This window comes from Pseudoalteromonas luteoviolacea NCIMB 1944 (assembly GCF_001625565.1).
In the GTDB taxonomy this organism is placed as follows: domain Bacteria; phylum Pseudomonadota; class Gammaproteobacteria; order Enterobacterales; family Alteromonadaceae; genus Pseudoalteromonas; species Pseudoalteromonas luteoviolacea_F.
Genome location: NZ_AUXS01000028.1, coordinates 1 through 22,297 on the forward strand (window position 1 = coordinate 1; position 22,297 = coordinate 22,297).

Consider the following 22,297-nt stretch of genomic DNA (forward strand, 5'->3'; position numbering starts at 1 on the left):
GCACGATGTCATCCTGAACTCATTAATTGGCGATATTGCCTGTGTTAACCATAACTTTCTCTCAGTTGGTGAATAAGAGATTTGTCATGATATTGCTACTTCATATAACAAAGAGCAAAACACATGGCATTCTCAATTACCCATGATCAACTTGTCGGTATTGTACCTAGCGCGAAGGCTGAGGATATTGAAAAATATATTGATGCATTGAATGAAGTACTGCCGCAATTTGAAGTTAATACACCCCTACGTGCAGCGCATTTTATTGCCCAAATAGCCCATGAAAGTGGCAGTTTTCGTTATGAAAGCGAAAACCTTAACTATAGCGATAAGGCGTTAAAAGCAATATTTGGCAAGTACTTTCCCACTGAAGAGGAAGCGCAAGCCTACGCGCGTAAACCAGAAAAAATAGCTAATCGTGTTTATGCCAATCGCATGGGCAATGGTGATGAAACATCGGGGGATGGCTGGAAGTATCGCGGTCGAGGACTGATCCAGCTTACAGGTAAGGACAATTATCATCGCTGTGGTGATGCACTTGCAATAGATTTGGTCAACGATCCCGAGCTCGTGGTTGCAGATCCAACGCTGACAGTGAAAACAGCTTGTTATTACTGGGATAGTCGAAAACTCAACCAATACGCTGATCAAGATGACTTATTGACCATTACTAAGCGCATCAACGGCGGGACCCATGGTCTTGACGACAGGGCTGCATTTTTAAATCGCGCGAAACAGTTTTTAAATATTGCTTAAGGAAAAGAGAATGGACGCAATTAGTAAAATGTCACTTATAGAACTCAGTAGCCACTTTAGCGCCCTTAAAGGTGAGGAAGTATGTTGGCCACGGATTGAAAAGATGGTGAGTGACACTGCAAAGAGTTGGAAGCAAAGTGGTAAGGCACCTCACGAATTATCTGTTATGCATATTTGGTGGCACACATGCTACGAGTTGCTAGCGCCACATCAAATACAAATAAGTGCGCTGAACTACCGCGATGAATATATAGAAATTAAAAACATTGGGCCCGCGATCATTGATTTAAGTGGGTGGAGCTTAAATGCTGGAGACAAAGGTCAAGATTTCACATTCGCTAAAGATACCTTGATATACCCAAAAGAGATACTTCGAATTGAAACTCATCCAGGCAGTGCACTCAGTTTTGAAAGCAAAGCACCTATTTGGAATAACCAAGGGGACAAGGCGGAATTAAAAGACAAAGATGGCGCGGTGATTTCTACCTGGTTATATGGCGATGCAGCGCATGAGGATGTGCAAATAAGCCAAGTCAATTTTGATGGTCTAGAGGCAAAAAAAGAAGGGGATGAATTTGTAGAAATTGCCAATAATGGCAGTGCAACTATCGATTTAACCGGGTGGCAGCTGACCGGAGACAAAGGGCAGCTATTTGCTTTTCACGACGGTGCCCTACTCAAACCCGCAGGTATTATTCGCATATATACAAATCAATATCATCCAAGCACGGGCGGTCATAATTTTGAAAGCGGTAAAGCATTATGGTCCAACCAAGGTGGCCACGCTGCGATAAATGACTATCGCCAGCAGTGCGTCAGTGAATATCACTGGTGAAATAAAGGGGGCACGGCCCCCCAAATAATCATGCTAAATAAAAAACAAACGAACACGATTGAAGTTTCGTCGGACATTGCTCAAGTGATTCAAGATGGTCAGCAATTGGTTGCTTATATGGCCAAAGATGGTCAGGTCAGCCTAGATCCTGATTTAGCGCAAGTAATGATAGATGCAAAATACAAACTGCAAAAAAAGCAGTGGAACGCACAAGATGAAGCTCACTTTTTACACAGTTATGATCAATTGGCCAAAGCGGTAGCGCCTGTATCAATGGAAAGTATTCGAGCTATCTCTCGCAGTGACAATGACAAACCGAGTCAGGCCGAGAAAGCAGTTGCTTGGTATCGTCGCTATACATTGGTGGCGTTAATTTGCTTGCTGTTTGTCCAGGTTTATTACCTATTTGGTCATGCTCTAGCACATGACTTAAAAGACTTGTACGAATCTCGTAATGAATGGCATCTCAAGTTAGATAGCGAAGAGCCAAACAGCAAAGAGTTTAAACAAATACAAAGTAAATACGAAGAAGTCGGGCAGCGCCTTGATGCAAATTATAACTTATTGAAAGTATGGAACCGTATCTGGTTGATGGGATTCAGCTTTGGTAGTGAGATTCCGCCATACAGTCAGGAAAAGCTCAATGTAGAGCTACGTAGATTGGAGCGTGCACAGGCTGATGCGAATGCGTTAGACAATTTAAATTTGGCACAAACTCGTCTAACAGCACGGTTGCAGTTATTTGAGAATATGCTGTTTGCACAATCTGTTTTGGAAGTATTACAGGGGTATGTTCTGCCTTTGTTGTACGGATTGTTAGGGGCTTTTATTTTTGTCCTACGAGATTTACTGCGCGAGATCCGAGCCATCACATTTACGACTGATAGTGAGATCCGCTACCGTTTACGGCTTACATTAGGCGCGCTGGGTGGAATGATCATCGGTTGGTTCTTAAACCCTCAAGAGCTCTCTGGGTTAGCCTCTTTGTCGCCAATGGCAATGGCATTTTTAATGGGCTACAACGTTGATGTGCTATTTGCGATCATGGACCAAATTATCGACAAGTTACGCGGTGCAATGGCTGCCAATGACGGCTCAAAAGGTAAATCAATTCAGGGTAGTGGCAATGGCTAACTACTCGAACATGGAAGAGTGTAAGAAAACTTCGTGCTTTCGTCACTGTTTGTCATGACTTAACCCGATTATCGCTGATGTGCTTTGTGTACTGTTTGGTGGACTTAGATACAGGAGAAAAAAATGGAATCGGAGTTTCAAGAACATCCGCAAGTACAGGTGAGCAAGCATGGGTTTAGCACTGTGCTTTCACAGTGTCAGGCAATGGCAGAATTTTCTTTTCACAAAGGTATTAAGGTACCAGAGTCCATTATGGTTAAGTTGGAGCAGATGCATGCTCAGGATGAAAGTAAGATAGAAGCCAAAGTGTTAACTCAGGTACATAATCGCCTTACAGACTTAGTTGCCCCCGCTAAACCAGAAACCATTTGGTTAATGTCTGAAGAAACTAAAAAAGGAAGTTGGTTGTTATTTTTAGGCCGAGTGCCGCTGATCAGAAAAATGATGCTAGTAGCGATCATATCTTTGGTCGCTTTAATCGCACTGAGTTTGTCTAGTTATATTAACAATGAAAATATGGTCGCTAGCATGTTTGATATGGAGGGCACTCGGTTATTGTATGTGCAAGCGATCCTGTTGGCGTCAGCCGCGATAGGGGCGTCATTTGCAGCCTTATTTAAGGCGAATAGTTACGTAACCGCTGGGGTTTATGACCCCAAGTTTGAAAGCTCATATTGGGTCAGGTTTGTGGTTGGCTTAATCGCTGGGATTATTTTAACTCAGCTGATCCCGGTCAATTTGGATGCCGTTGCAAATGCGGCATCGAGTGAAACTGGTGGTGCGCCTGTTAGCCATGCTGCGCTTAGGATAACCATGGCCTTGGTCGGTGGGTTTTCCGCTAACTTAGTCTATAAAATTCTCGATCGCATTGTTGAAACCGTACAGTCTTTTATTTCACCTACGGTGCCAGATGACCCACAAGTGCTTAAGCAAAATTTAGAAAATCAATTTAGAAAGCAAGAGCTGGAGCAACTGACGTTGTGGAGCCAAGGCATAGTTGCCATTCAAAGCCGGCTGGCATTGGAGCCAAATATGCCCAACAGCAAGGTGCAGCAATTGTTGGCTGATTACCTAAATGAAATTATGAATGCGCATGAGGAGAGGTGAGATGCTTAAAGCCACCATCAAGATGATTAGCGCCATTGCAGTGATACTGGCCCTTAGTTTGGCTTCGGGCTGCTCATTGAACTTGGTATCTGATTACGATCGCGCTTCTCAACAGCAAATGATGAAACTCATGCAAAAAATAGATGGGTTTTATCTACATATGCAACATGTTGATGTGCCAAAGAGGCAGTATTCACACTATGCAAGTAGCTATCTCAATATTGAAGTAGAAGTGAATGCATTGCTTCAGCGTCAAAAGGTACGAGCACTTAATGAACTGACCACAAAGCAAGTGGAAATTCTGCTGCAACTGTGGCAACAAGGGCGCAAAGCGCATCAAGATCAAAACAGTATTTCAGATTTTATTATCAAGCGTCGTCGCTCTGAATACCAGCGGGTACTGCTGGCAATGATCCGCGGCGAAAAAAGTAAGGCACCATAGGAGAATTTAAATGGGACTCAATATAGCATCAACGTTACAGAGTGCAGTTAGTCAGGCAACTGGTGAGTTAGGAGAGTCAGGCGGAGAGATTGCTGATGGCCTCGCAAAAATTGTCGCGCAAAAGCAGGAGAGCCTAACACAGTTGAGCAATGCGTTATTGCAAGGGGAGATCAGTGAAACAGAGTTTGCCGAAGAAATGAAAAGGGAAAGCTTGGTTATTGAGGCTGAATTAATCAGTATTGAAATAGCCGGTAAAGCTGCTATTCAAAAAGCGGTCAACGGCTTTGTAAATACACTGATTGGTACCGTCACCAAGGCTGTATAAGCTTTTTCTTAAGCTTGGGTGCAAGGATGCACCCGTGATCAATATGGTTGTTATGACTGACAGAATACGAGAAGAGACCGATTAGCGACTACACAATACCTTTAAGCTCATACTATTTAAAATGGAGATAGGTGATGAGTAAAGGTAAAAAACGTATACGTTGGCGCCGTGTCCGAGTATTTAAGCCCTACAATTATTACTACCCCTTAACGGTAAAAGCACCGCATGCAGAGCCCCAAGCAGTACAAAAGCAACTATCGAATGAGGTTGTTGAAGGCGGGGCTACCGAATCGGCAACAACGGAGCCTATAGCGCATTTAGGAGCAGAGCTAGATAAAGTGATTAGCGACTCTCGCGAGTCATCTTCTTTGCAAGTTGATGAGCAACATAGTGAAATATTGGATGAAGCGCCCTTGGCGCTATTTGAACCTGGACAAAACCCTTATATTTTTTACTTACAGCAAGTGCCTGTGATGCTGCAAGGTTTACCCGACGAAGTGGCGATAATGACCCCTGTTGAATCGTCACCTGAGTTGCTTGAGGAACCTGCGCAAGCTCAAGTGGCGCAAATTCCGCACAAGCAGGGTGAGAAAAAGAGTGGGCTAGGGCAAGATTCTATAATTGCGTGTTCTGTACCAGTTGAGCAAGATATTACTGCTAAACTAGGTCAATTCAACGACGCATATTGTGATGAAAGTTATTTTTTAAATCAGCCGCAACTTAATACATTTGATCCGCCTAAAACACGCCAAGGAGTCAAAGCGCCACAATTGACAGATTTGCCAGCCCGTTTTGGTGGTCATCAAACAAATCGTTACACGACACGGTCACACATAGCTGAGCTGATCTCTGGGCACTTGCAAGTGCTAGGTTTAACGTTAAATGAGTTTGCGAGTTGGTATCAGAGCCCTGTAGCTCTTGCGCAGTGGGTTGCAGGCTTACCCCTGAATAGATTGGCTGAGATATGCAAACCTTACCAGCAAATACCTGTTCAAAAAATCACCATAAGGCAATTCATATCCAGCTGTACGCAGTTGCAACATGGTGATATCAGTCTGGCAAAACTGATGAAGCGTCTTCTTCCCATATTGGCAGTGTCTTATCATCAGTATCTATGTGGATCTCTAGCGGAAATTACTCAGATACATCGCGACCATGCGCAAAGTTCAAATGCGCCTTTGTGGCTACTGCAATATCAAAATAATGCTGTTCACCTCTACGAATCGGACCTGGGGAATGGGAAAAATCGCACCTACCCAGTTTGCAGAGATGGTCACATAGATTGGCAACAATCTAGCCAAGTGGTGCTGTTTTCGTTGCCAAATGCTTTTCAACACAAGTTGGAATTAGAATATTTGGCCGCTCAGCAGGCTTGGCACCCTTTGTTAGAAGCCTCGTTATTGGAGTTCATACATTCGCAGCAGTGTTTACCTGATTAGCCCAATTTTTCGTTTGATGAGGCCAGTAGGATAGGCCTAACAACATAACCAAAACTATGGAGCAGAATGGTATGACCAACCTCGTATTTCGTTCGTGCGTTGCAAGTGATGGACGTAAAATTGCGCTGTTATCAGATCAACTTGATGTAGAAGAAAAATTCGATAATGGCTACAAGATTGCGTACAAAGATAAAGATGGCAAAGATACGCCTGAGTTATTAGCAAAATGGAAAGAAGCATACACAGTGCATTCTAGAGCATTTAGTATGTTACCGGAAGGCGATGAGATCCCACCGTCAGTACAACAGGGTTTCAACACCATGGTATCGAGTTTACTCAAAGGGGTCGATATTCTATTTTGTGATTACAACCTTGGGGTTGAAGGTGATTTACCCATGTGCAATGACGTCATGGATAAACATCGCTCGACAGATTTCGTGTTATTTTCATGTGATTCATTGGTCGGCGGAGACCCAAAAGTCCAGCCGCACACAGTCGCTTATAGTGCGCCTCGATATGAGCAGGGTGAGCAAATCGCCCAGCAGCATCGCATTTATTGTAAAACAGAAGCTTCAGCTTTTTGCCAAGCTATCAATGCCATTGTGACACAGCGCTCTAAAGACAATTTGATCGGTGGTCATATTAGAGATGACATTGATGCTTATATTGGTGAGCCAGCAATCGATCAAGAAGCTGCTGATCAGATACTCAACCGTTTTGTCGAGACATTGCATAGCCTCGGTAATCAAACACACGCACTAACCCACCAAGATACAGAGTAATCGCTTAAATAAATACGCACTTTTGATCAAGCTTATTGATTGATCGAAAGGGCGTTGTTTGATCAAAGGAGTGCCTTTTTATGGACCCGACCTTTCACTATTACGGCACCTTTTTAGCTGCCTTGACCATGGGGTTACCTGCTCAGCAAGCGCAATCATTGGCATATTTTACGCATGCGGCATCACGCCAGACACGGCAAGAGATATCTGCTCCCCTTTATTATCAAGGTTACCGATTCACTCCCGTTCTGACAGCCGATGATGAGAGTCGATTGGGAAGGTATTGTTGCAATTTAGCCTTCCAATCATTGCCAGCCTTATTAGAAATGACAGAGGATGCTGATAAGAGGGATATCGCTACGCAACCTCAATATCATAATACGGATTTAATGGTGCTGAAAAAGCCCAAATTGGTGTGCCAGAATGGCTTGATCACACGTTGTTATTACAATCCGCTGACCGATATTGATTGGCAGCAAGGAGGCGAGTTTAAAAGGCATTTTAGTCAGCGCTTGGCCAAAAAAGCCAATTTATATGCCCCTCAGGTTGCTGCACACCCGGATCCGCAAGCGCAACAAGATCAAGAAACACCCAATGAGCACAGCGGTGACAAGTGGAATGTGCCAACTAGACTCAATTCGGCGGTAGATAGTGCATTGGCTCGGAAAATGCTCAATGATGTGATTTATAAAAGTCATTACGACAGCCAAATAAAGGGGTTTTTACTGCCGCTGTTTGGTTGTCGATTACATGTCTATCAAAATACTTGGCAAGGTAGCCGTGATCGAAGCCTCGCCTACATCGCTGCCTTTCGTGCCAGTTGTTACGCAATACACTGTTGGTATAAACGAATTCCGCTTAAGCACATTGGTAATTGGCATGACAGCCACCTGCCTGCTTATGTCGTACGGGCAATTCGTCAGGTCGCGATGCTTTTGCAAAAGCCCAAACTGCACTCAGGTAATATTGATATAGAGCAGAGCTGGGCTCGATTAGTTGCTCAAAATATTCCTGAAGATGAATTGCATAGTGTGTTCCTACACGGAATTTCATTGCGCGAAACCCACCTTTTGGATCTGGCGCTGGCAGCAGGTGCTGTGAGCGAACGAGGCTGGATCCATGATATCACCGGGTTTAAACAATCAGAGTGGTTTAAGTTTAACAAGGCGGCGGCCTATCATTGCGATTGGTTATCAAGGCAGTTGTGTCAGCATGAGTTAAGTGCATTCAATACTGGCCAGTCTATAGGTAATCACGATATGTGGCGTTAACGCCAGAGATAATTTAGAGGGAATAATACAATGCGTTTACTCGATTTGATGGTGATTGTGTGGTTGATTCTATTGACCCTATACGCTCTTTCTCCCAGCTTTCGCGCATTGGTTGATTTATGGTTGTAGCGATGTCTCCGCTGGCTTTGCATAGTGGGTTTGGTTTACATACATCTGCCTGTGACGTTGAGCTACAACAGAGTTGGCCTTTTTGTTTGACTCCCATTTACAGTGAGGATGCTGAGGCAGCTTTATGCAAAGTATCGGAACAAACTTGCCATAATTTAGGAATTGATGCGTTGGGTGATATTCGCTGTGCTCGACGTTTCGTATTGGGTTGCGGCAGTCAGCATCAATGCCGTTATGCGATACGCCACAAGGCTGCTGGGTTGATTGGTGGGCTCGCTTTTGGCCGACTCAGTTACATCGGTTCAGCAGATATTGCCGAGCTCAGTTACTGGCTAACGGAGTCTTTCCGAGGGAGAGGCGTGATGACTTGGGCGCTTAAGCAGTTATTCATGGAGATGGCGCAACAAGGGATCAATAAAGTCGTTGCCAATGTGTACGTAGAGAATGTGAAATCTCAAACGTTACTATGTCGCTTAGGTTTTCATCAGGCGCACAGTGTCGATACGGCAATACGTAGCTATCATCTCGCGCTCAATGAGAGGCTAGGCAGCAAAGGTGCTGCCTAAGGGTCATTGCCTATAAGCTGCGTCCGCACCACACAATTCTGCCTGCAACACCGTGTTGCTCCGCGTTTTGTGAATTTATTTGCCAGCTGGGATAGTCTTGGTTGTCACTGATCACAGCGATATGATCTGATTTTTGCTGTAATCTTTTTGCCATCAATCCGTCTTGAGTTTGAATAATATAGACGCCAGCCTTGCTGGGCTGCTGTTGGCTTAAATCAACCAGCACCATGTCACCATGCTCTAAGGTCGGCTGCATACTGTCACCACGCACAGACACAAAAGCCAAGCGCTCACTGTGCACACCTAATTGTGACTGTAGCCAACGTTTGTTGAGTGCAAATTGTTCGGTGATATCTTCTTGACCATTAACAGCACCGAATCCTGCACTGGCTTCAACATCAAGTTTAGGCACTACTAGCAAGTCGTCTTGACTATGTTGAGCAGGTGCATCAGCGGCTTGTACGCCTGTAAGTAACCAGTTTAAGTCTACTGAAAATAAGCTATATAGATGCTCAAGATACGTCATCGAAGGACGGCCAAGCCCTTGGCAAATTCGGTAAATATGGGATGGCGACTTGCCAGTTAGTTCGGCAAACTGGCGCTTGTTACCGCCTGCAAATTGCTCAACAAGGGTCACAAAGCGACGTGAAAATGCTGTACTCATGGACTTGCTCTCAGCTTCAAAAAATGATGAAAGCGCAAGGGTACGCGTGCCACCTCTTGGTGTACAGCAAAAATAAGTGGGAGAGTTGGTTTTTCAGCTTTTGGTGTGAAAAGACGAGCGTGGCGGTTTAGAAAGTATATACATTAACAAAAGGCGAACGTTGTCGCCTTTTGTTCAGATACGCTGTTATTCGAACTTATCTTGGCAAGGTTTAGAACCTGCACAGGTCCAAGTACCTAAATTTCCACCTGCAATATGTGGAGTTTGTTTTGCATCGATTGGACGTTGTACTGAAAGAGATTTAACAGACTTTTTCGATAGTTTGAGTTGCATGATTAAAATTCCTGTTTTTTATTTTGGATTCTCAATTTAGCTCATTGCGTATTTTTAATTTTATAAACTAAATGAGGTGTTATTATTTCGTGCTTCATTGCACAAAGAGTAATCTATATTAACTTATCCATATTGTAAATAGATGTTAATTATGTGGTTTCTATTTTAGCGTGGGGTCATTTCTGATTGGCAATCGAGCTCAGTCGAGTACAATTACACTTTGTTGTTTTAATCTATCGATGTTGGCTATGCATTTTGATTTTTCACCTGTACAACAGGTTTTCTCACACTTAACTGTGCCGCCCAGTGAAGTTACTCGTCTTTTTCATGGCCGAGGACGTTGTTACCCATCACTAGAACAATTGACCATTGATTGGCTGTCAGGTCAGATCATGTGTACCGTATTTAAAGAGCACGATGAAGCATGGATGGCAGCATTGCGCGGTTGTCTGCACGCGTTTATGCAAACGTCTTTGGCGCAGCAGGCTGTGACATGCATTTTTATTCAACATAGATATCGCACCGATAACTCAGTAGAAGTGCTATATGGCACGCTTTCAGAGCAACTGGAAGTGATGGAGAATGGACTGAAGTTTGAGCTGTCGCTTGGTAAAAAGCAAAATAGCGGTTTGTTTTTTGATATGTGCAATGGCCGGGCGTGGGTTAAAGCGCACAGTGACAACAAAAAAGTATTAAACCTGTTTGCCTATACCTGTGGATTTTCCGTCGCTGCGATCGCAGGTGGTGCAAAGCAAGTCGTCAATCTTGATATGGCCAAAGCTGCGTTAAAACAAGGCCGGCGCAATCATCAGTTAAACGGCCATAGCCTGGAGAATATCTCCTTTTTAGGTCATGACTTATTTAAATCGTGGGGAAAGCTTCGCAAAATGGGTCCCTACGATTTGGTCATCATAGATCCCCCCACGTTTCAAAAAGGCAGTTTTGCACTAACCAAAGACTACCAGCGTATTTTGCGCCGCCTACCAGAGCTGCTTAACTCAGGTGCAACGGTTTTAGCATGTGTGAATGACCCGGCTGTACAGAGCCAGTTTTTAATTGACGAAATGCATCGTGAAGCACCGAGCATGACGTTTGTTGAGCGCCTTGAAAACCCAATTGAGTTTAACGATATTGATCCACAAGGTGGGTTGAAGTGTTTGGTGTTTAACAAACAAAGTTAAGCTGTTTTATTGCTAAGTTGCGAGAATAAGTAAGGTGTGAATTAGCGGCTACACTTAATACATGTTTATGTGGAATGCAGGTTGCTGTGCATATATTTGGTGTTGCTCTTTTTGGTATGTTGGTGAGCAGTGGGCAGGTGGTTGCTTCAAAACCTACTGCGCCCGTAACATCTTCATTATGCTCGGCAGAGGCAAAAGTCGGTGTGGTTGCTGGGTGGCCACCATTGACCAGCGTTTCAGAGGCTGGCGTCGCCGAAGGGCTAGATATTGAAATAGCCAAAATGGTGTTCAAGCAAGCTGGGATCTGCATTGAGTTTGTTCGTCTTCCTTCCGCAGCTCGCAGTTTTGCGCAGCTCACTAAAGGGGTCGTCGACGTGGTGTTGATGGTCAGTTACACCTTTAAGCGCAAACAGTGGGGGCTGTTTACGCTGCCGTATCGCACCGAGCGGATGCGACTGTTTTCTTTAAAACCCCCTGATTCTGTATACTCTTTGAGGGCTTTGCTCAGCGCTGAGACCACCATTGGCTTGAGCATTGGCTCTTATTATGGTGAAGAGATCAAATCGCTTGCCAACAATGAACGTTTTGGCAATCAATTTATCGGTATTTCAACTATCCAAAGGCGTATAGAACTGCTGGCAAAAGAGCGTGTCGACTTTATTATTGAAGATGAGATTGTCGGTAACTACCTCACTCAAAAATACAGCAATAAGCCCATTTATATTTGGGCCTATCCTGTACATGACAACGAAGTACACTTTCTATTGCGCAAAGATAAATTCACGCCAGCTCAAAGGCGATACATAGATCAAGCCATTGTTGCTCTTCGACCTTCAATTCAAAATCTTGTAGAACAATATAGGAAGCAACAGCCCTCGCCTGATTAAATGCTGTCGCCGAAATTCTGGATTTTACTTTGGTCGGCGAATGACAATAACTGGATCGCACATAAATACCTCACCAGTTTGTGTGTCATAGACCCACACCTCGAAATAGGTCAGCGGTGCGATCTCTCCATCATCTAACGCCACCGTTATTTTGTCACTTTGTTTATCAACTAGGCTAACATGTTGCGGTTGATCTGCTGTGATCCAGCGGAATTCATAGCGTTCATCTAGCTCGGCAGCAAATTCAAAGACGATTTCACGTTGAGTTTGTTGTGGATCGAAGTTATGTGATTCAGGGTTATAGCGATAACGATAGCCCTCACCCACTTCAACAGGCTTGGCATCGATGGGGGCAATTTCGTCTGGCGAAAATACAGATAAAGAAAATACCTTGATATTGCCTGATTGGTTATTGGCGAGTGTGCCGTGCGTGACCAATAAGATTGACAGGCTCCATAGCAACAACAGCGGTTTAATAAGTGATTTATTCATATTGATTTCTCCTTGTTCAATATTGGGTAACCGTTCGTTATAGTGCGCTAATTTGGTATGAAATCGCTCATTTTATAATCATTTGGCAATCGTAAAAATACGCAGATTCACCGATTTTTTCTGTGTATTACCCGATTTTAGGAGCGAGCAGCAGCGTACACTAGTAAAGATTTTTAATGCTGAACACGAAGCGTTGTTTAATTGTTTATCGCTATGACCATTGGAATTCAGCAAGGAGTTTGATGTAAGGAGCAACACATAATGCAAAGCCGGTTTCTCTCTCTGTTATATGACTTTGCGCTTGAGTCACTACACAACCACAAGCGTATTCGCAATGCCAAGGTGAACGCGAAAATAACACACCTCGAACAGGCCAAATCTACTCCTGCAGTAGATTGGTTGCACATTGTTTTACTGATGCCTTGCATCTTGCTGTTTATTCCATTTGCAGCGGAGTACATTGTGCAAGGGTTTGCATTGCTAGCACACCTACCGCAATGGTACCGCTGGTTGATAGGTTTAATGGTGTTGGCAAACTTTGGCTTGAAATTAGCTGAAAAATATCGCATTTGATTGAGTGCAAATGTCGAAGCAAAAATCAATGCCAAATTAGCACTAAACCGATGAGTATGAAATGTAAATTGAAGGCAATTGATGGCCACAAGGTGCGAGAAAGTACACTGACTGTGTCCTGATCTGCTTTGAAAGAAAGTAAACATTACAATCTTTCAAGTTTATAGAGTGATATGTTGTGGGTGATTTTTGTACAGTTTGTTAGTCTGGGCATGGGCGGGTTTACAATTGGATAACAGCCAGCCAAAGCTCGCCGTCACACGCTGGCTAACAACATGGAAATAAAGGTATGAAAACAACAAGATTAGCAGTCATGGCTGCACTGGGTATGCTCAGTGCACCGACTTTGGCATTGGACTGTACGCAATTAAATGACTGGCAGCCAAACCAAGTGTATACAGGAGGGATGGAAGTTCAGCATTTAACCGCAAAGTATACTGCAAAATGGTGGACACAAAATCAGGATCCAGCTCTGTACTCTGAACCAGAAAATGTGTGGCGTAAAGAAGGGATCTGCGACCCAATTGGCACGCCTTTGCCGATTGTTGCACTCGACGCGCCGTTGGACCAAAGTCGTCATATTATTGCATCTCCAGTGACCATAAAAGCAACGGCTTCTCACCCGATGGACGTCCCGATCAAGTATGTTGATTTTCGTGTGGACGGAGCCGTGATAGCGACAGATGATGTTGCACCATATGAGGTAACTTGGACGGCGAGTGGGCTCGGAGAGCACACGGTTTCAGCTGAAGTCGTTGATGAGGTCGGTGGGCGTGCGAGTTCTGGTAACCGCACCATCACAGTGGTGGCTGATGATGTGATTGTGCCGCCAAGTGGGTTTAAAATCGTGGGCTACTTCCCCAGCTGGCAAGGGCAGGTAGCGGACATTCAATTTGATAAGCTCACCCATATCAATTATTCATTTTTATTACCCAATGCAGACGGTTCGTTACAGCCGTTAGAAAACCTCGCCAAAATGCAGCAATTGGTGAGTGCAGCGCATGCGTCGGGTGTTAAAGTGGGTATTGCCGTTGGTGGCTGGAATGGTGGTGATGACAGCGCATTTGAAACCTTTGCGAGCACAGCTCAAGGCCGCGCGACATTTATTCGCAACCTGATGGCGTTTGTTGAACTCCATCAGCTAGACGGTGTGGACATGGACTGGGAATATCCTGATCCAGGCAGTTCAGCAACGAACTTTGCACTGTTAATGAAAGAACTCAATGTTGAGCTCAAGGCAAAAGGTAAGTTTTTAACTGCGGCTGTTGTTGCGCTTGGGTACACTGGCGGTGGGGTATTGGAGTCTGTATTCCAAGATGTCGATTTTCTCAATTTGATGGCATATGACGCAAACAATGCCGATCATGCCAGTTTTCAATATGCGCTCGACTCAATTGCATATTGGCAAGGTAGAGGGCTGAGTAAAGAAAAAACCGTCTTGGGTGTGCCCTTTTACTCTCGTCCAACTTGGCAGGCTTACCGCACTTTGGTTGCACAAGACCCCGCCAATGCCTGTCGTGATAGCGATGGGACATCTTATTACAACGGCATTCCGACCATACGAGCAAAAACCCAGTTGGCGCTCGATCAGGCTGGTGGCATTATGAATTGGGAACTCTCCCATGACAGTCAAGGAGCCACATCTTTATTGACGGCAAAGTGGGAAGTTGCCCAAGGACTGGCGCCGAGTTATCAGTGTGATGGTACGGGTGGTCCAGACAAGCCAACACAATGTGCTGATATTCAAGTAGATCCAAGCCAATATGTTGCGCACCCCAATTGGCCTAATGGTGATCACGCAGCAGCTGATCAGCGAGTTCGATATCAACAAGCTGTCTATCAGGCAAATTGGTGGACGCGTTCGGTACCAGGCAGTGATGGCAGTTGGCAATTTGTTTGCCAGTTTTAGATTTTAAGATGTGAAAAAAGCCGTGCACCCAGATGCACGGCTTTGTTTGTCATGATGTTTAATTGTTTACTTTACACATGTTGGATCGTTGCCAATCAACTTCCAAGGGCCATACAGACCTGACTCACTTGGAATATCACCACGAGTCCAATAGCGAGCTTCATATTCAGAGCCTCGATAGGTCACGCGGTTGGGTCTGACATACACAGTACCTGCATCCCAAGTACCTTCACACACATTTGAACCGTCGGTCGCCGTTGCAAAAACACGTGCAACATAAGTTGTTGTACTGCCATCTACTTTAAAAGTCAGTGTGGTCTGCGCAAGCCCAGGCTTGGCGGCACTGAATTCAACACTGACTTTACAGTTTTGATTTTGTGTTAGTGTACTAGCCGAGCAGTTATCCACAGTAGTTACTAAGTTACTGGTCACACCAAGCGCAGCTACGTTGAGCTGATTAAAGGTGAAGGTTGGGCTGCCTGTATTAGTGATTGTAAATGTATGACGGACAGTATCGCCAACAACAAAATCAGCCAGTGTAGTTTGCTCTTGGTAGCCAACTTGAACCGGTGCTGTGCCTGATTTCACAGACTCTATCCACTGATCAAATACGGCTACATCTGCATATACACCATAATTGTCTGGACGCGCACAGCCGACACCCCAGCTCACAATACCAAGCTGAACGGTCTGACCACCTGATTGAATGACGATAGGACCGCCACTGTCACCGCTACATGAATCCTTTTGGCCTTGCGGGTAACCTGCACAAAACTCAGTTGCACCGACATTGCTATAGTGTCCACCTGTTTGACGACAAACAGCATCAGACACCAGTGGCACATCTACTTCATAGAGGTTGGTAGGGCGAGTGCCACCTTCTTGCAAACGACCTAACCCTGCAACTGAAAGTAAATCGCCTTCACGCGCATAATAGTCAATTGATGATTGAGCGAGCGTAACGCTAGCGCCTTGTGTTGGCACTCGGGTGAGTTTTAAAACTGCAATATCGTTATGCAAGGTTTGGTTATTGTAGTGTGGGTGCATATGGATCTGCTCAACGGCGATGCGGTCACCGTCATTGCCGCCAAGAATAAACCCTGCGACTTTAACGTTTAACTCGCTTGCTGTACGGTTGCGAACACAGTGCGCCGCAGTCAATACATAGCCGTCACCAATATAACTACCACCACAAAATGCAGTGGTGCCATTTGATCTCAGAATTTGAGTATAAAATGGCCAGTCTGCCGTATTTGCAGGCATGCCGCCGACAATATTAGGTGTGACATCGTCCAAAGCCAGTGCTGGTAAGCTGGCCACGACCGTTGCGGCCAGCAAGGTGTGTCGCACTGCGCGTTTGATTGAGTGTGTTGTTCCTTTCATGTTGTACCTATGTTGTTCACTTGTTAGACAAAATTTAAGATACAACTAAATGTTGCAAAATGTATAAAAAATGTGATTGAAATGATTTCAATAAGTTGGCTGTTATTTTTTATAGTCTATTGAAATATAGCGTCTTTTGTTGAGGGGTGGCTAATTGGAACCAATAATCATGTAAAGCTCTGTTTACTTTTTGGGCGCTGTTTTTACGTGAAAATGTAACAAATTGCCAGACAATTAGCGCGATTTGGCAATCAAGAACAACTGCTTTGTTAGCTGTAATAGTGTGTTTAAACACCAAGATGATATACACCGCCGATACGCGGCAACTGGATCTGAACAAGTAAATACTTGTCCTTTTTAGATATCTCAAAGTCCTTAAGGACATCTAAGCAATAAGCTATGCTCATGGCTTAGGAGGTATTTTATGTCACAAGTAGTTGGTTTTTTCATTTATGACGAATTTCAAACAGTAGATTTGGCTGGGCCACTCGATGCGTTTGCGACGGTGAATGAGCTGCTCGCGCCCCGTGAAGCTTACAAATTGATGACACTGTCTGCTGATGCCTTGCCTGTGCGCTCCGAAAGTGGTTTGCAGACATTAGCCGATGACACGATAGCGGAGTGTGATGCACTCGACATGTTGGTTATTATTGGTGGCCGAGGCTGTCAAAAAGTCATACATAACCCAAGTGTAATGGCGCATCTGCAACGAGTTGCAGCAAGCAGCAAACGTATTGTGAGCATCTGCACCGGGGCTTTTATTGTTGCGGCGCTGTTTCCTGAGCGTACATTGACTTTGTCTACCCACTGGAATTTTACGGAACAATTGGCGACCCAATTTCCGCATGTCACCGTAGAGTCAGAGAAGTTATTTGTGCAAAGTGAAGAAGTGTATTCTTCTGGAGGACTAACGGCTGGTATTGATTTATCACTTAGTATCATTGCGCAAGATCACGGCGCCGCGATGGCGCAACAAGTGGCGCAATATATGGTGATGTATATAAGGCGCAGTGGCGATCAGCGTCAGTATTCCAGTTTACTCAGCGCACAACAAACCTTGTCTCAGCGTTTTCAAGGTGCCATCGATTTTATTCAAGACAACATAGATAAACCGCTCTCGGTAGAGCTCTTGGCGGAGCAAGCGTCCCTGAGCCCTCGGCATTTTCGCCGTATATTCACCGACAAAATGGGGCTTTCTCCAATGCGCTTTGTACAGCAAGTTCGACTGGAAAAAGCGAAAAACTTGCTGTGCACAACAAACTTATCGGTTGCGCAGATCAGTGTTATGACGGGGTTTGGATCGCCCCCGCTATTGTCGCGAAAGTTTACCCAAGCATATAGCGTCAACCCGACGCAATTTAGAGAAAATTTTACCTTAGAGGCTAAGTAATGAAAAAAAGAATAATGATGTGGTTGATGTGTTTGTGTTGTATGAAGGTAAACGCGCATTCTAAGGATCCCGATGCGTTTCATGTCGGTATTTTATTGTTTGATGGGGCTCAAGCCATCGACTTTGTAGGTCCTGTTGAAGTGTTTGGTCAGGCAGGTTTTCGCCTGACCACGGTAAGTAAAGACGGCGCCGAGATCACGACTGCCATGGGCTTAAAAGTGACGCCGGATCAGCGCCTCGAGCCTGCGATGAAGTTTGACGCTGTTTTGATCCCAGGAGGCAGTATTAATGGCCGTTTAATCGAAGATCCCGTGATTCAAAACTGGATTATGGCGCAAAGTCAGTCCGCGCATTATGTTATGTCAGTGTGTAATGGCGCGTTTATTCTCGCCAATACCGGTCTGCTCGATGGGTTGTATGCGACGACCATAGAAAAAGCATTTGATAGTTTTGCAAGGCAATATCCAGCGGTGAAACTAGCAAGGGATAAAAAGTTTACCGACAATGGTAAAGTACTGACGACAGCTGGGCTATCTTCGGGTATTGACGGTGCGTTATCCTTAGTTGCGAAAGTCAATGGGATGCGCTCTGCGCGCACTGTGGCGGCAAAAATTGAATACGATTGGGTGCCAAGTGGCGGTTATATCAGAGGTAAAATGGCAGATCGCGTTCTTCCTGAGTTCGATACGCTTCCTACTGGAGTGACCTTAATGGCAAAAACGTTTCACTATGGCGATGAGCAAAACTGGTTTCAAGGTCATGTTTTTGATGTCGGTGTAAAGCAGCCATCTCGCTTATCGAGCTGGCTTGACCAACAAATGAAAAACGCCGGCTGGCAAGCTGTGAGCAGTGATAATACGTTAGCTTGGTCAAAGCAGTTGGGTGAGCAGCAATGGCTGTTGCATGTCAGCGTATCCCATCTGCAGGGCACACAATTTTCCACTCAGCTCACTCTTAATCGCCAGATCTAACCCACATTCTTACTCTGTTTTGGCTGCTCATCTTGTGTGATGCAGCCATCCAAAATTGCTTCGGTCAAGTGATTGACAGCTAAGATCAATTCTCCATGACGCAGAGTGTGCTGCCAGATCTGCGCTCGGAGGGCATGTAGATCGACTATTTGCGTTGCACCCGTACAGTATTGAATGACTCGGATCCCGAGTTCAAGACTACTTTGATGCTGGCTGAGCAAGGCATGTTGCTCGGCAAGTTTACTCGATTGTGAAAAAGTGCTTTTGAGCTTAGGAATGTCGTTTAGCCAAAGTTGATACTGTGCCATTAACTTTGCATAAAGTGCAGTTTTATCTTGCGACGCTAGACGAATGTGCCATTGGCGCAAGTAGCTGCTTTCAGCTGGTAAAAAATCGACTAGTGCATCCAGCGGTGCTTGCTGGTGGTATTGTCCATTTTGATACTTAACATGATGTCGAGTGTAATATTGTGCTTGTTCGATCAACTGGCTAAAACGTTTGAGTGCGTCAATATCGCCTTGGCCACTAAGTGTGGCAAGTCCATGTAAGTGCTGAGATTGGTGTTTTAGTCCAAGGCGGTGAGTGGCAAATTTGTCTAACTTTGCCAAACGCTGATACATACTGGTTTCGCTTTGCTGATTAACAGGGGACCATAGACGTTCGGCGATGGCAAACAGTCTCGGCCAGAGCCGCAAATCGAGATTGTACGGCATAACGAGCTCGCCCCAAATGGTTGCCTCAGCGCCTAAAACTCGCGTTTTTGCGCTGTCCATAGGCGCACTGGCAAAGTTGGAGGGAGCTAGCTTGGGCACTTGAGATAAGGGGCGTATTTGGTGTGTATACGGGGTATTGCCCACTAATATTTGGCTTTGTGAAGGCTGGTTTTTTGTTAGGCTGATACGCAGCGGGCCCATCCAGGTGTCGATATTAAATCGTATCATCTGTGTAGACTCTTCAAGGCCTTCAATCTCAATGACTTTTCTACCATCTATTACAATGTAGCCGAGGTATTTTGCACGTTTATCAGGTGATAAGACAAAATGTCCCGTGACAGGGCTGCCCTTTAGTCGAGTAATTGAAAACTGCCAAGCTTGCCCCTGTTGCATTGAGGCTGTGTGCTCAAGTGTGATGCGCTTTTGAGGCAGCGGGTCGTTGCGATAATGGTAGCTGGTATACTGGGGTTGATCGACGTAAAAGCCTGCCGATAAAACGCCCATATGGCCGGCATTGGTGAGTCGGGTGAGTGAGTCGAATCCGCGCCAAGATTGGATCACTACAGACTTGTTGAGCTCGGGTTGAAATATTTCATCCCATCCCATCAGCACTTTATTGTGCACGCTGAGTAAGGATTGCACTTTAAGGTTAAAATGATTGTGTAGCTGCGCCGGTGAGGAGAGTGTGTGCAGTTGCATATATTCCTGCACAGCTTGACTGTCGCGCCAATGATCCGGTTTTACTTCGTCCCCACCAATGTGCACATAGGGATCGGGAAAAGTGGCAGCCAGTTCAGAAATGATGTGTTTTATGAAGGTGTATACCTCAGAGTTGCTCGGGTCGAGTAAAGGCTTAAATACACCCCAACCTCTTTCCATTTTGTACGGGCCGGGATGTGCCATCAATTCTGGGTAGGCAACCGCGAGTGCAGACGCATGACCAGGTAAGTCTATTTCGGGGACTACGCGGATCCCTCGCTGCGCCGCATATGCCACGATATCAGCCATGTCTTTGTGGGTATAATATTGACCATCAGCAGCATGTTGCTGCAATTTGGGGTAGTGTTGACTGGCAAAGCGCCAGCCCTGATCGTCTGTCAGGTGCCAGTGTAAAACATTGAGCTTGGCGGACACCATACCATCCAATTGACGTTTGATGGCGTTGATAGGAATAAAGTGACGTGCGCTGTCTATCATCAGGCCTCGCCAAGCAAATCGAGGTTGATCGTCTATGTGCAAGGAGGGTAGTTGGTTTGGATATTGATATGCCAGCTGTCTTAAAGTTTGTAGCCCATAATTCAGTCCCCAATAGTTTGCTGCCTTGATTCTGATCTGAGAGGGTGAGATGTTTAATTGATAGCTTTCATCTTGATGTAGGCTGGGATGTATTGGTGTAGAGTCCGTGACATCAAAAATAATATTTGCCCTTAAAATTGATTCACTAAAGCGAACATTTTCAAACGTATTTCGTAACTGTTGTTTGAGGTAGTGGGATTGCGATGGCGCAAGATTTGGCAAATACACACGCAGTGGGGAAGTGGTATCTAAGGAGCCTGAACCTAATTGAATGCTGCTTGGATAGGGCATGAGGTTGACGTTAGGCTGGGCAGCCCAGACGGGTAAGCAGCATAATCCAATTAACAGCATTACTAAGCGTATCATTTCCATTCCTTGTTTACTTTGGCGTAGATGTGGTGAAATTTTATACGTTTACGTTATCAAAGTCCGTCATAAAAACATACACCTAGGTGAGATTCATTAATCTTGTATCCGGCGTTTACCATGGTATTGCGTTACTTTGGCTCAGTATCAGGTGACAGCCACTGTTAGTTTGTAACCACAAAATAGAGGCTAACAATATGGGTGATTAAAGTGACGATAGTAGGCAGCAAACTGGGGATCGTGTTGGTTGTGTTTAGCATGGTTTGGCATACCGCACATGCGCAGCAACGCCAAGTCGAATTTGAAGGCTCTGCGTTGCTGAGCGAACAGGTACTGCCCACTCAGAAGTTTGTTTCTGAGGGCAGTGAAAACATTGACGTCGACAGTGAAACTCTGTACTCAATCGATTTGGAAACAACCATACATCAGGACCAACACAGTGTCTTTTTATGGCTGGAACACAATCGAAACCAACCTGCTGATGGGGTATCTGCATGGCTTGAGAATACCAATGAAGACGCGGGGACGACGTTAGATAGTGATGAAACCAGTAGGACCCAATTGTCATCTTTGTACTGGCGGTATCGTTTTGCTGAACAGCACCGCGAGGTGATGGTCGGGCTGGCCGAAGTAAGCATGTTGTTGGATACCAATGAGATAGCCAACGATGAGGTTGGTCAATTTCTCGCTGCTGGATTTGTCAACAATCCCTCTATCGACTTTCCGGATTATGCGCCTGCGATACGTTATCAAGGCACCATCCCCAAGGGTGACTGGCAGTGGCGTGCCCTGCTGTCAAACGCTAAGGGGTTGGCTGATAATCAGGGTAACTATGCCGACACATTCGCTCAAATTGATGGCTCAGAAGGCGTATTCATAGCATTGGAAGGGCAAAAGAAGCTGGCCAATGGCATCTTGCTTACCTTAGGCAGTTGGCACAATAGTGATACTAAAAGATACGGTACCTATGGTGCTTGGTACACGCAACGAGGTGCGTTTAAACTGCACGGGCGCCTGAGCCAAAGTATCAGCTACGAGCATACCGAAGACAACTTCGAAAGTGACAAAAGCCTCTTCGCCAGCGCGGTTGCACAGTATCAATATCATGACTTTGTTTTTGCATCCGGGCTGAGCTACCTATCTAACCAATCGCGAGACAATGTCTCAAGGATAACACGTATGGCAGAGTGTTATGTTCAGTATCATTGGTCGGAAAACTTACACACAACGCTTTCTCACCAATGGCACGATGGTGTCGTGAATACTGAATCTCCCCTTGAGGCAGCGCCGCAGTTAGTGGCTAATTGGCAGGAAGTGGTAACGCTGCGTATGGTGGTGCACTGGTAACCAAAT

The 22,297-nt window shown here is 45.1% G+C and carries 22 protein-coding genes; 17 read left to right on the forward strand and 5 right to left on the reverse strand.

The window, feature by feature from the left end:
* Positions 1–123: 123 nt before the first annotated feature.
* The 10 genes from N483_RS10615 (at position 124) to N483_RS10660 (ending at position 8,786) form a co-directional block, all read left to right on the forward strand.
* Positions 124–756 (forward strand): glycoside hydrolase family 19 protein, encoded by a 633-nt coding sequence (locus N483_RS10615; protein WP_023401194.1) that lies wholly within the window; start codon positions 124–126, stop codon positions 754–756.
* A gap of 10 nt (positions 757–766) precedes the next feature.
* Entirely contained in the window at positions 767–1,591 is an 825-nt protein-coding gene (locus N483_RS10620; protein ID WP_023401195.1) for a lamin tail domain-containing protein, read from the forward strand.
* 30 nt (positions 1,592–1,621) lie between these two features.
* Positions 1,622–2,725 carry a hypothetical protein gene (locus N483_RS10625; protein ID WP_023401196.1) on the forward strand — a complete coding sequence of 368 codons (1,104 nt, stop codon included), beginning with the start codon at positions 1,622–1,624 and terminating at the stop codon, positions 2,723–2,725.
* Between the two features lie 123 nt (positions 2,726–2,848).
* Positions 2,849–3,832 carry a hypothetical protein gene (locus N483_RS10630; RefSeq protein ID WP_023401197.1) on the forward strand — a complete coding sequence of 328 codons (984 nt, stop codon included), beginning with the start codon at positions 2,849–2,851 and terminating at the stop codon, positions 3,830–3,832.
* A 1-nt stretch (position 3,833) separates the two neighbouring features.
* A complete protein-coding gene (locus N483_RS10635; RefSeq protein ID WP_023401198.1) occupies positions 3,834–4,274 on the forward strand; it encodes a hypothetical protein in 441 nt (146 codons plus the stop codon).
* A 10-nt stretch (positions 4,275–4,284) separates the two neighbouring features.
* Positions 4,285–4,599, forward strand: a complete 315-nt coding sequence (locus N483_RS10640; protein ID WP_023401199.1) for a hypothetical protein — start codon at positions 4,285–4,287, stop codon at positions 4,597–4,599.
* A gap of 134 nt (positions 4,600–4,733) precedes the next feature.
* On the forward strand, positions 4,734–6,038 hold the full coding sequence (locus N483_RS10645) for a hypothetical protein (RefSeq protein WP_023401200.1): 1,305 nt from the start codon (positions 4,734–4,736) through the stop codon (positions 6,036–6,038).
* A 71-nt stretch (positions 6,039–6,109) separates the two neighbouring features.
* The gene (locus tag N483_RS10650) at positions 6,110–6,820 is read left to right on the forward strand and encodes a hypothetical protein (RefSeq protein WP_023401201.1); all 711 of its coding nucleotides are present in this window, start codon (positions 6,110–6,112) and stop codon (positions 6,818–6,820) included.
* Between the two features lie 80 nt (positions 6,821–6,900).
* Positions 6,901–8,091, forward strand: a complete 1,191-nt coding sequence (locus N483_RS10655) for a hypothetical protein (RefSeq protein WP_023401202.1) — start codon at positions 6,901–6,903, stop codon at positions 8,089–8,091.
* Between the two features lie 119 nt (positions 8,092–8,210).
* Positions 8,211–8,786, forward strand: a complete 576-nt coding sequence (locus tag N483_RS10660) for a GNAT family N-acetyltransferase (protein ID WP_023401204.1) — start codon at positions 8,211–8,213, stop codon at positions 8,784–8,786.
* 10 nt (positions 8,787–8,796) lie between these two features.
* On the opposite strand, the gene N483_RS10665 is transcribed toward N483_RS10660, so the two are convergent.
* Both N483_RS10665 and N483_RS26960 read right to left on the reverse strand, forming a co-directional pair.
* Entirely contained in the window at positions 8,797–9,450 is a 654-nt protein-coding gene (locus N483_RS10665) for an XRE family transcriptional regulator (protein ID WP_023401205.1), read from the reverse strand.
* A gap of 186 nt (positions 9,451–9,636) precedes the next feature.
* The gene (locus N483_RS26960; protein WP_023401206.1) at positions 9,637–9,783 is read right to left on the reverse strand and encodes a hypothetical protein; all 147 of its coding nucleotides are present in this window, start codon (positions 9,781–9,783) and stop codon (positions 9,637–9,639) included.
* A gap of 248 nt (positions 9,784–10,031) precedes the next feature.
* On the opposite strand from N483_RS26960, the gene N483_RS10670 reads away from it, so the two are divergent.
* Both N483_RS10670 and N483_RS10675 read left to right on the forward strand, forming a co-directional pair.
* A complete protein-coding gene (locus N483_RS10670) occupies positions 10,032–10,964 on the forward strand; it encodes a class I SAM-dependent methyltransferase (RefSeq protein ID WP_231105445.1) in 933 nt (310 codons plus the stop codon).
* Positions 10,965–11,050: 86 nt separating this feature from the next.
* Complete coding sequence (locus tag N483_RS10675; protein ID WP_023401208.1) at positions 11,051–11,851, forward strand: substrate-binding periplasmic protein; 801 nt, start codon at positions 11,051–11,053, stop codon at positions 11,849–11,851.
* Between the two features lie 24 nt (positions 11,852–11,875).
* Here the strand turns inward: N483_RS10675 and N483_RS10680 are convergent, their stop codons facing one another.
* Positions 11,876–12,343, reverse strand: a complete 468-nt coding sequence (locus N483_RS10680) for a hypothetical protein (RefSeq protein WP_023401209.1) — start codon at positions 12,341–12,343, stop codon at positions 11,876–11,878.
* Positions 12,344–12,604: 261 nt separating this feature from the next.
* On the opposite strand from N483_RS10680, the gene N483_RS10685 reads away from it, so the two are divergent.
* On the forward strand, positions 12,605–12,916 hold the full coding sequence (locus N483_RS10685; RefSeq protein ID WP_023401210.1) for a hypothetical protein: 312 nt from the start codon (positions 12,605–12,607) through the stop codon (positions 12,914–12,916).
* A gap of 289 nt (positions 12,917–13,205) precedes the next feature.
* On the forward strand, positions 13,206–14,825 hold the full coding sequence (locus tag N483_RS10690; protein WP_023401211.1) for a glycosyl hydrolase family 18 protein: 1,620 nt from the start codon (positions 13,206–13,208) through the stop codon (positions 14,823–14,825).
* Positions 14,826–14,891: 66 nt separating this feature from the next.
* On the opposite strand, the gene N483_RS10695 is transcribed toward N483_RS10690, so the two are convergent.
* Positions 14,892–16,208, reverse strand: coding sequence for a trypsin-like serine protease (locus tag N483_RS10695; RefSeq protein WP_023401212.1), 1,317 nt, complete (start codon positions 16,206–16,208; stop codon positions 14,892–14,894).
* 424 nt (positions 16,209–16,632) lie between these two features.
* Here N483_RS10695 and N483_RS10700 point away from each other — a divergent pair, with 424 nt between their 5' ends.
* Positions 16,633–17,598, forward strand: coding sequence for a GlxA family transcriptional regulator (locus N483_RS10700; RefSeq protein WP_023401213.1), 966 nt, complete (start codon positions 16,633–16,635; stop codon positions 17,596–17,598).
* Positions 17,598–18,569, forward strand: coding sequence for a DJ-1/PfpI family protein (locus N483_RS10705; RefSeq protein WP_023401214.1), 972 nt, complete (start codon positions 17,598–17,600; stop codon positions 18,567–18,569). Before N483_RS10700 ends, N483_RS10705 begins: the two co-directional genes overlap by 1 nt.
* Here the strand turns inward: N483_RS10705 and N483_RS10710 are convergent.
* Complete coding sequence (locus tag N483_RS10710) at positions 18,566–20,944, reverse strand: beta-N-acetylhexosaminidase (RefSeq protein WP_023401215.1); 2,379 nt, start codon at positions 20,942–20,944, stop codon at positions 18,566–18,568. The genes N483_RS10705 and N483_RS10710 overlap by 4 nt on opposite strands.
* 210 nt (positions 20,945–21,154) lie before the next feature.
* Here N483_RS10710 and N483_RS10715 point away from each other — a divergent pair, with 210 nt between their 5' ends.
* Positions 21,155–22,291, forward strand: coding sequence for a hypothetical protein (locus N483_RS10715; protein ID WP_155250804.1), 1,137 nt, complete (start codon positions 21,155–21,157; stop codon positions 22,289–22,291).
* Positions 22,292–22,297 lie beyond the last annotated feature (6 nt).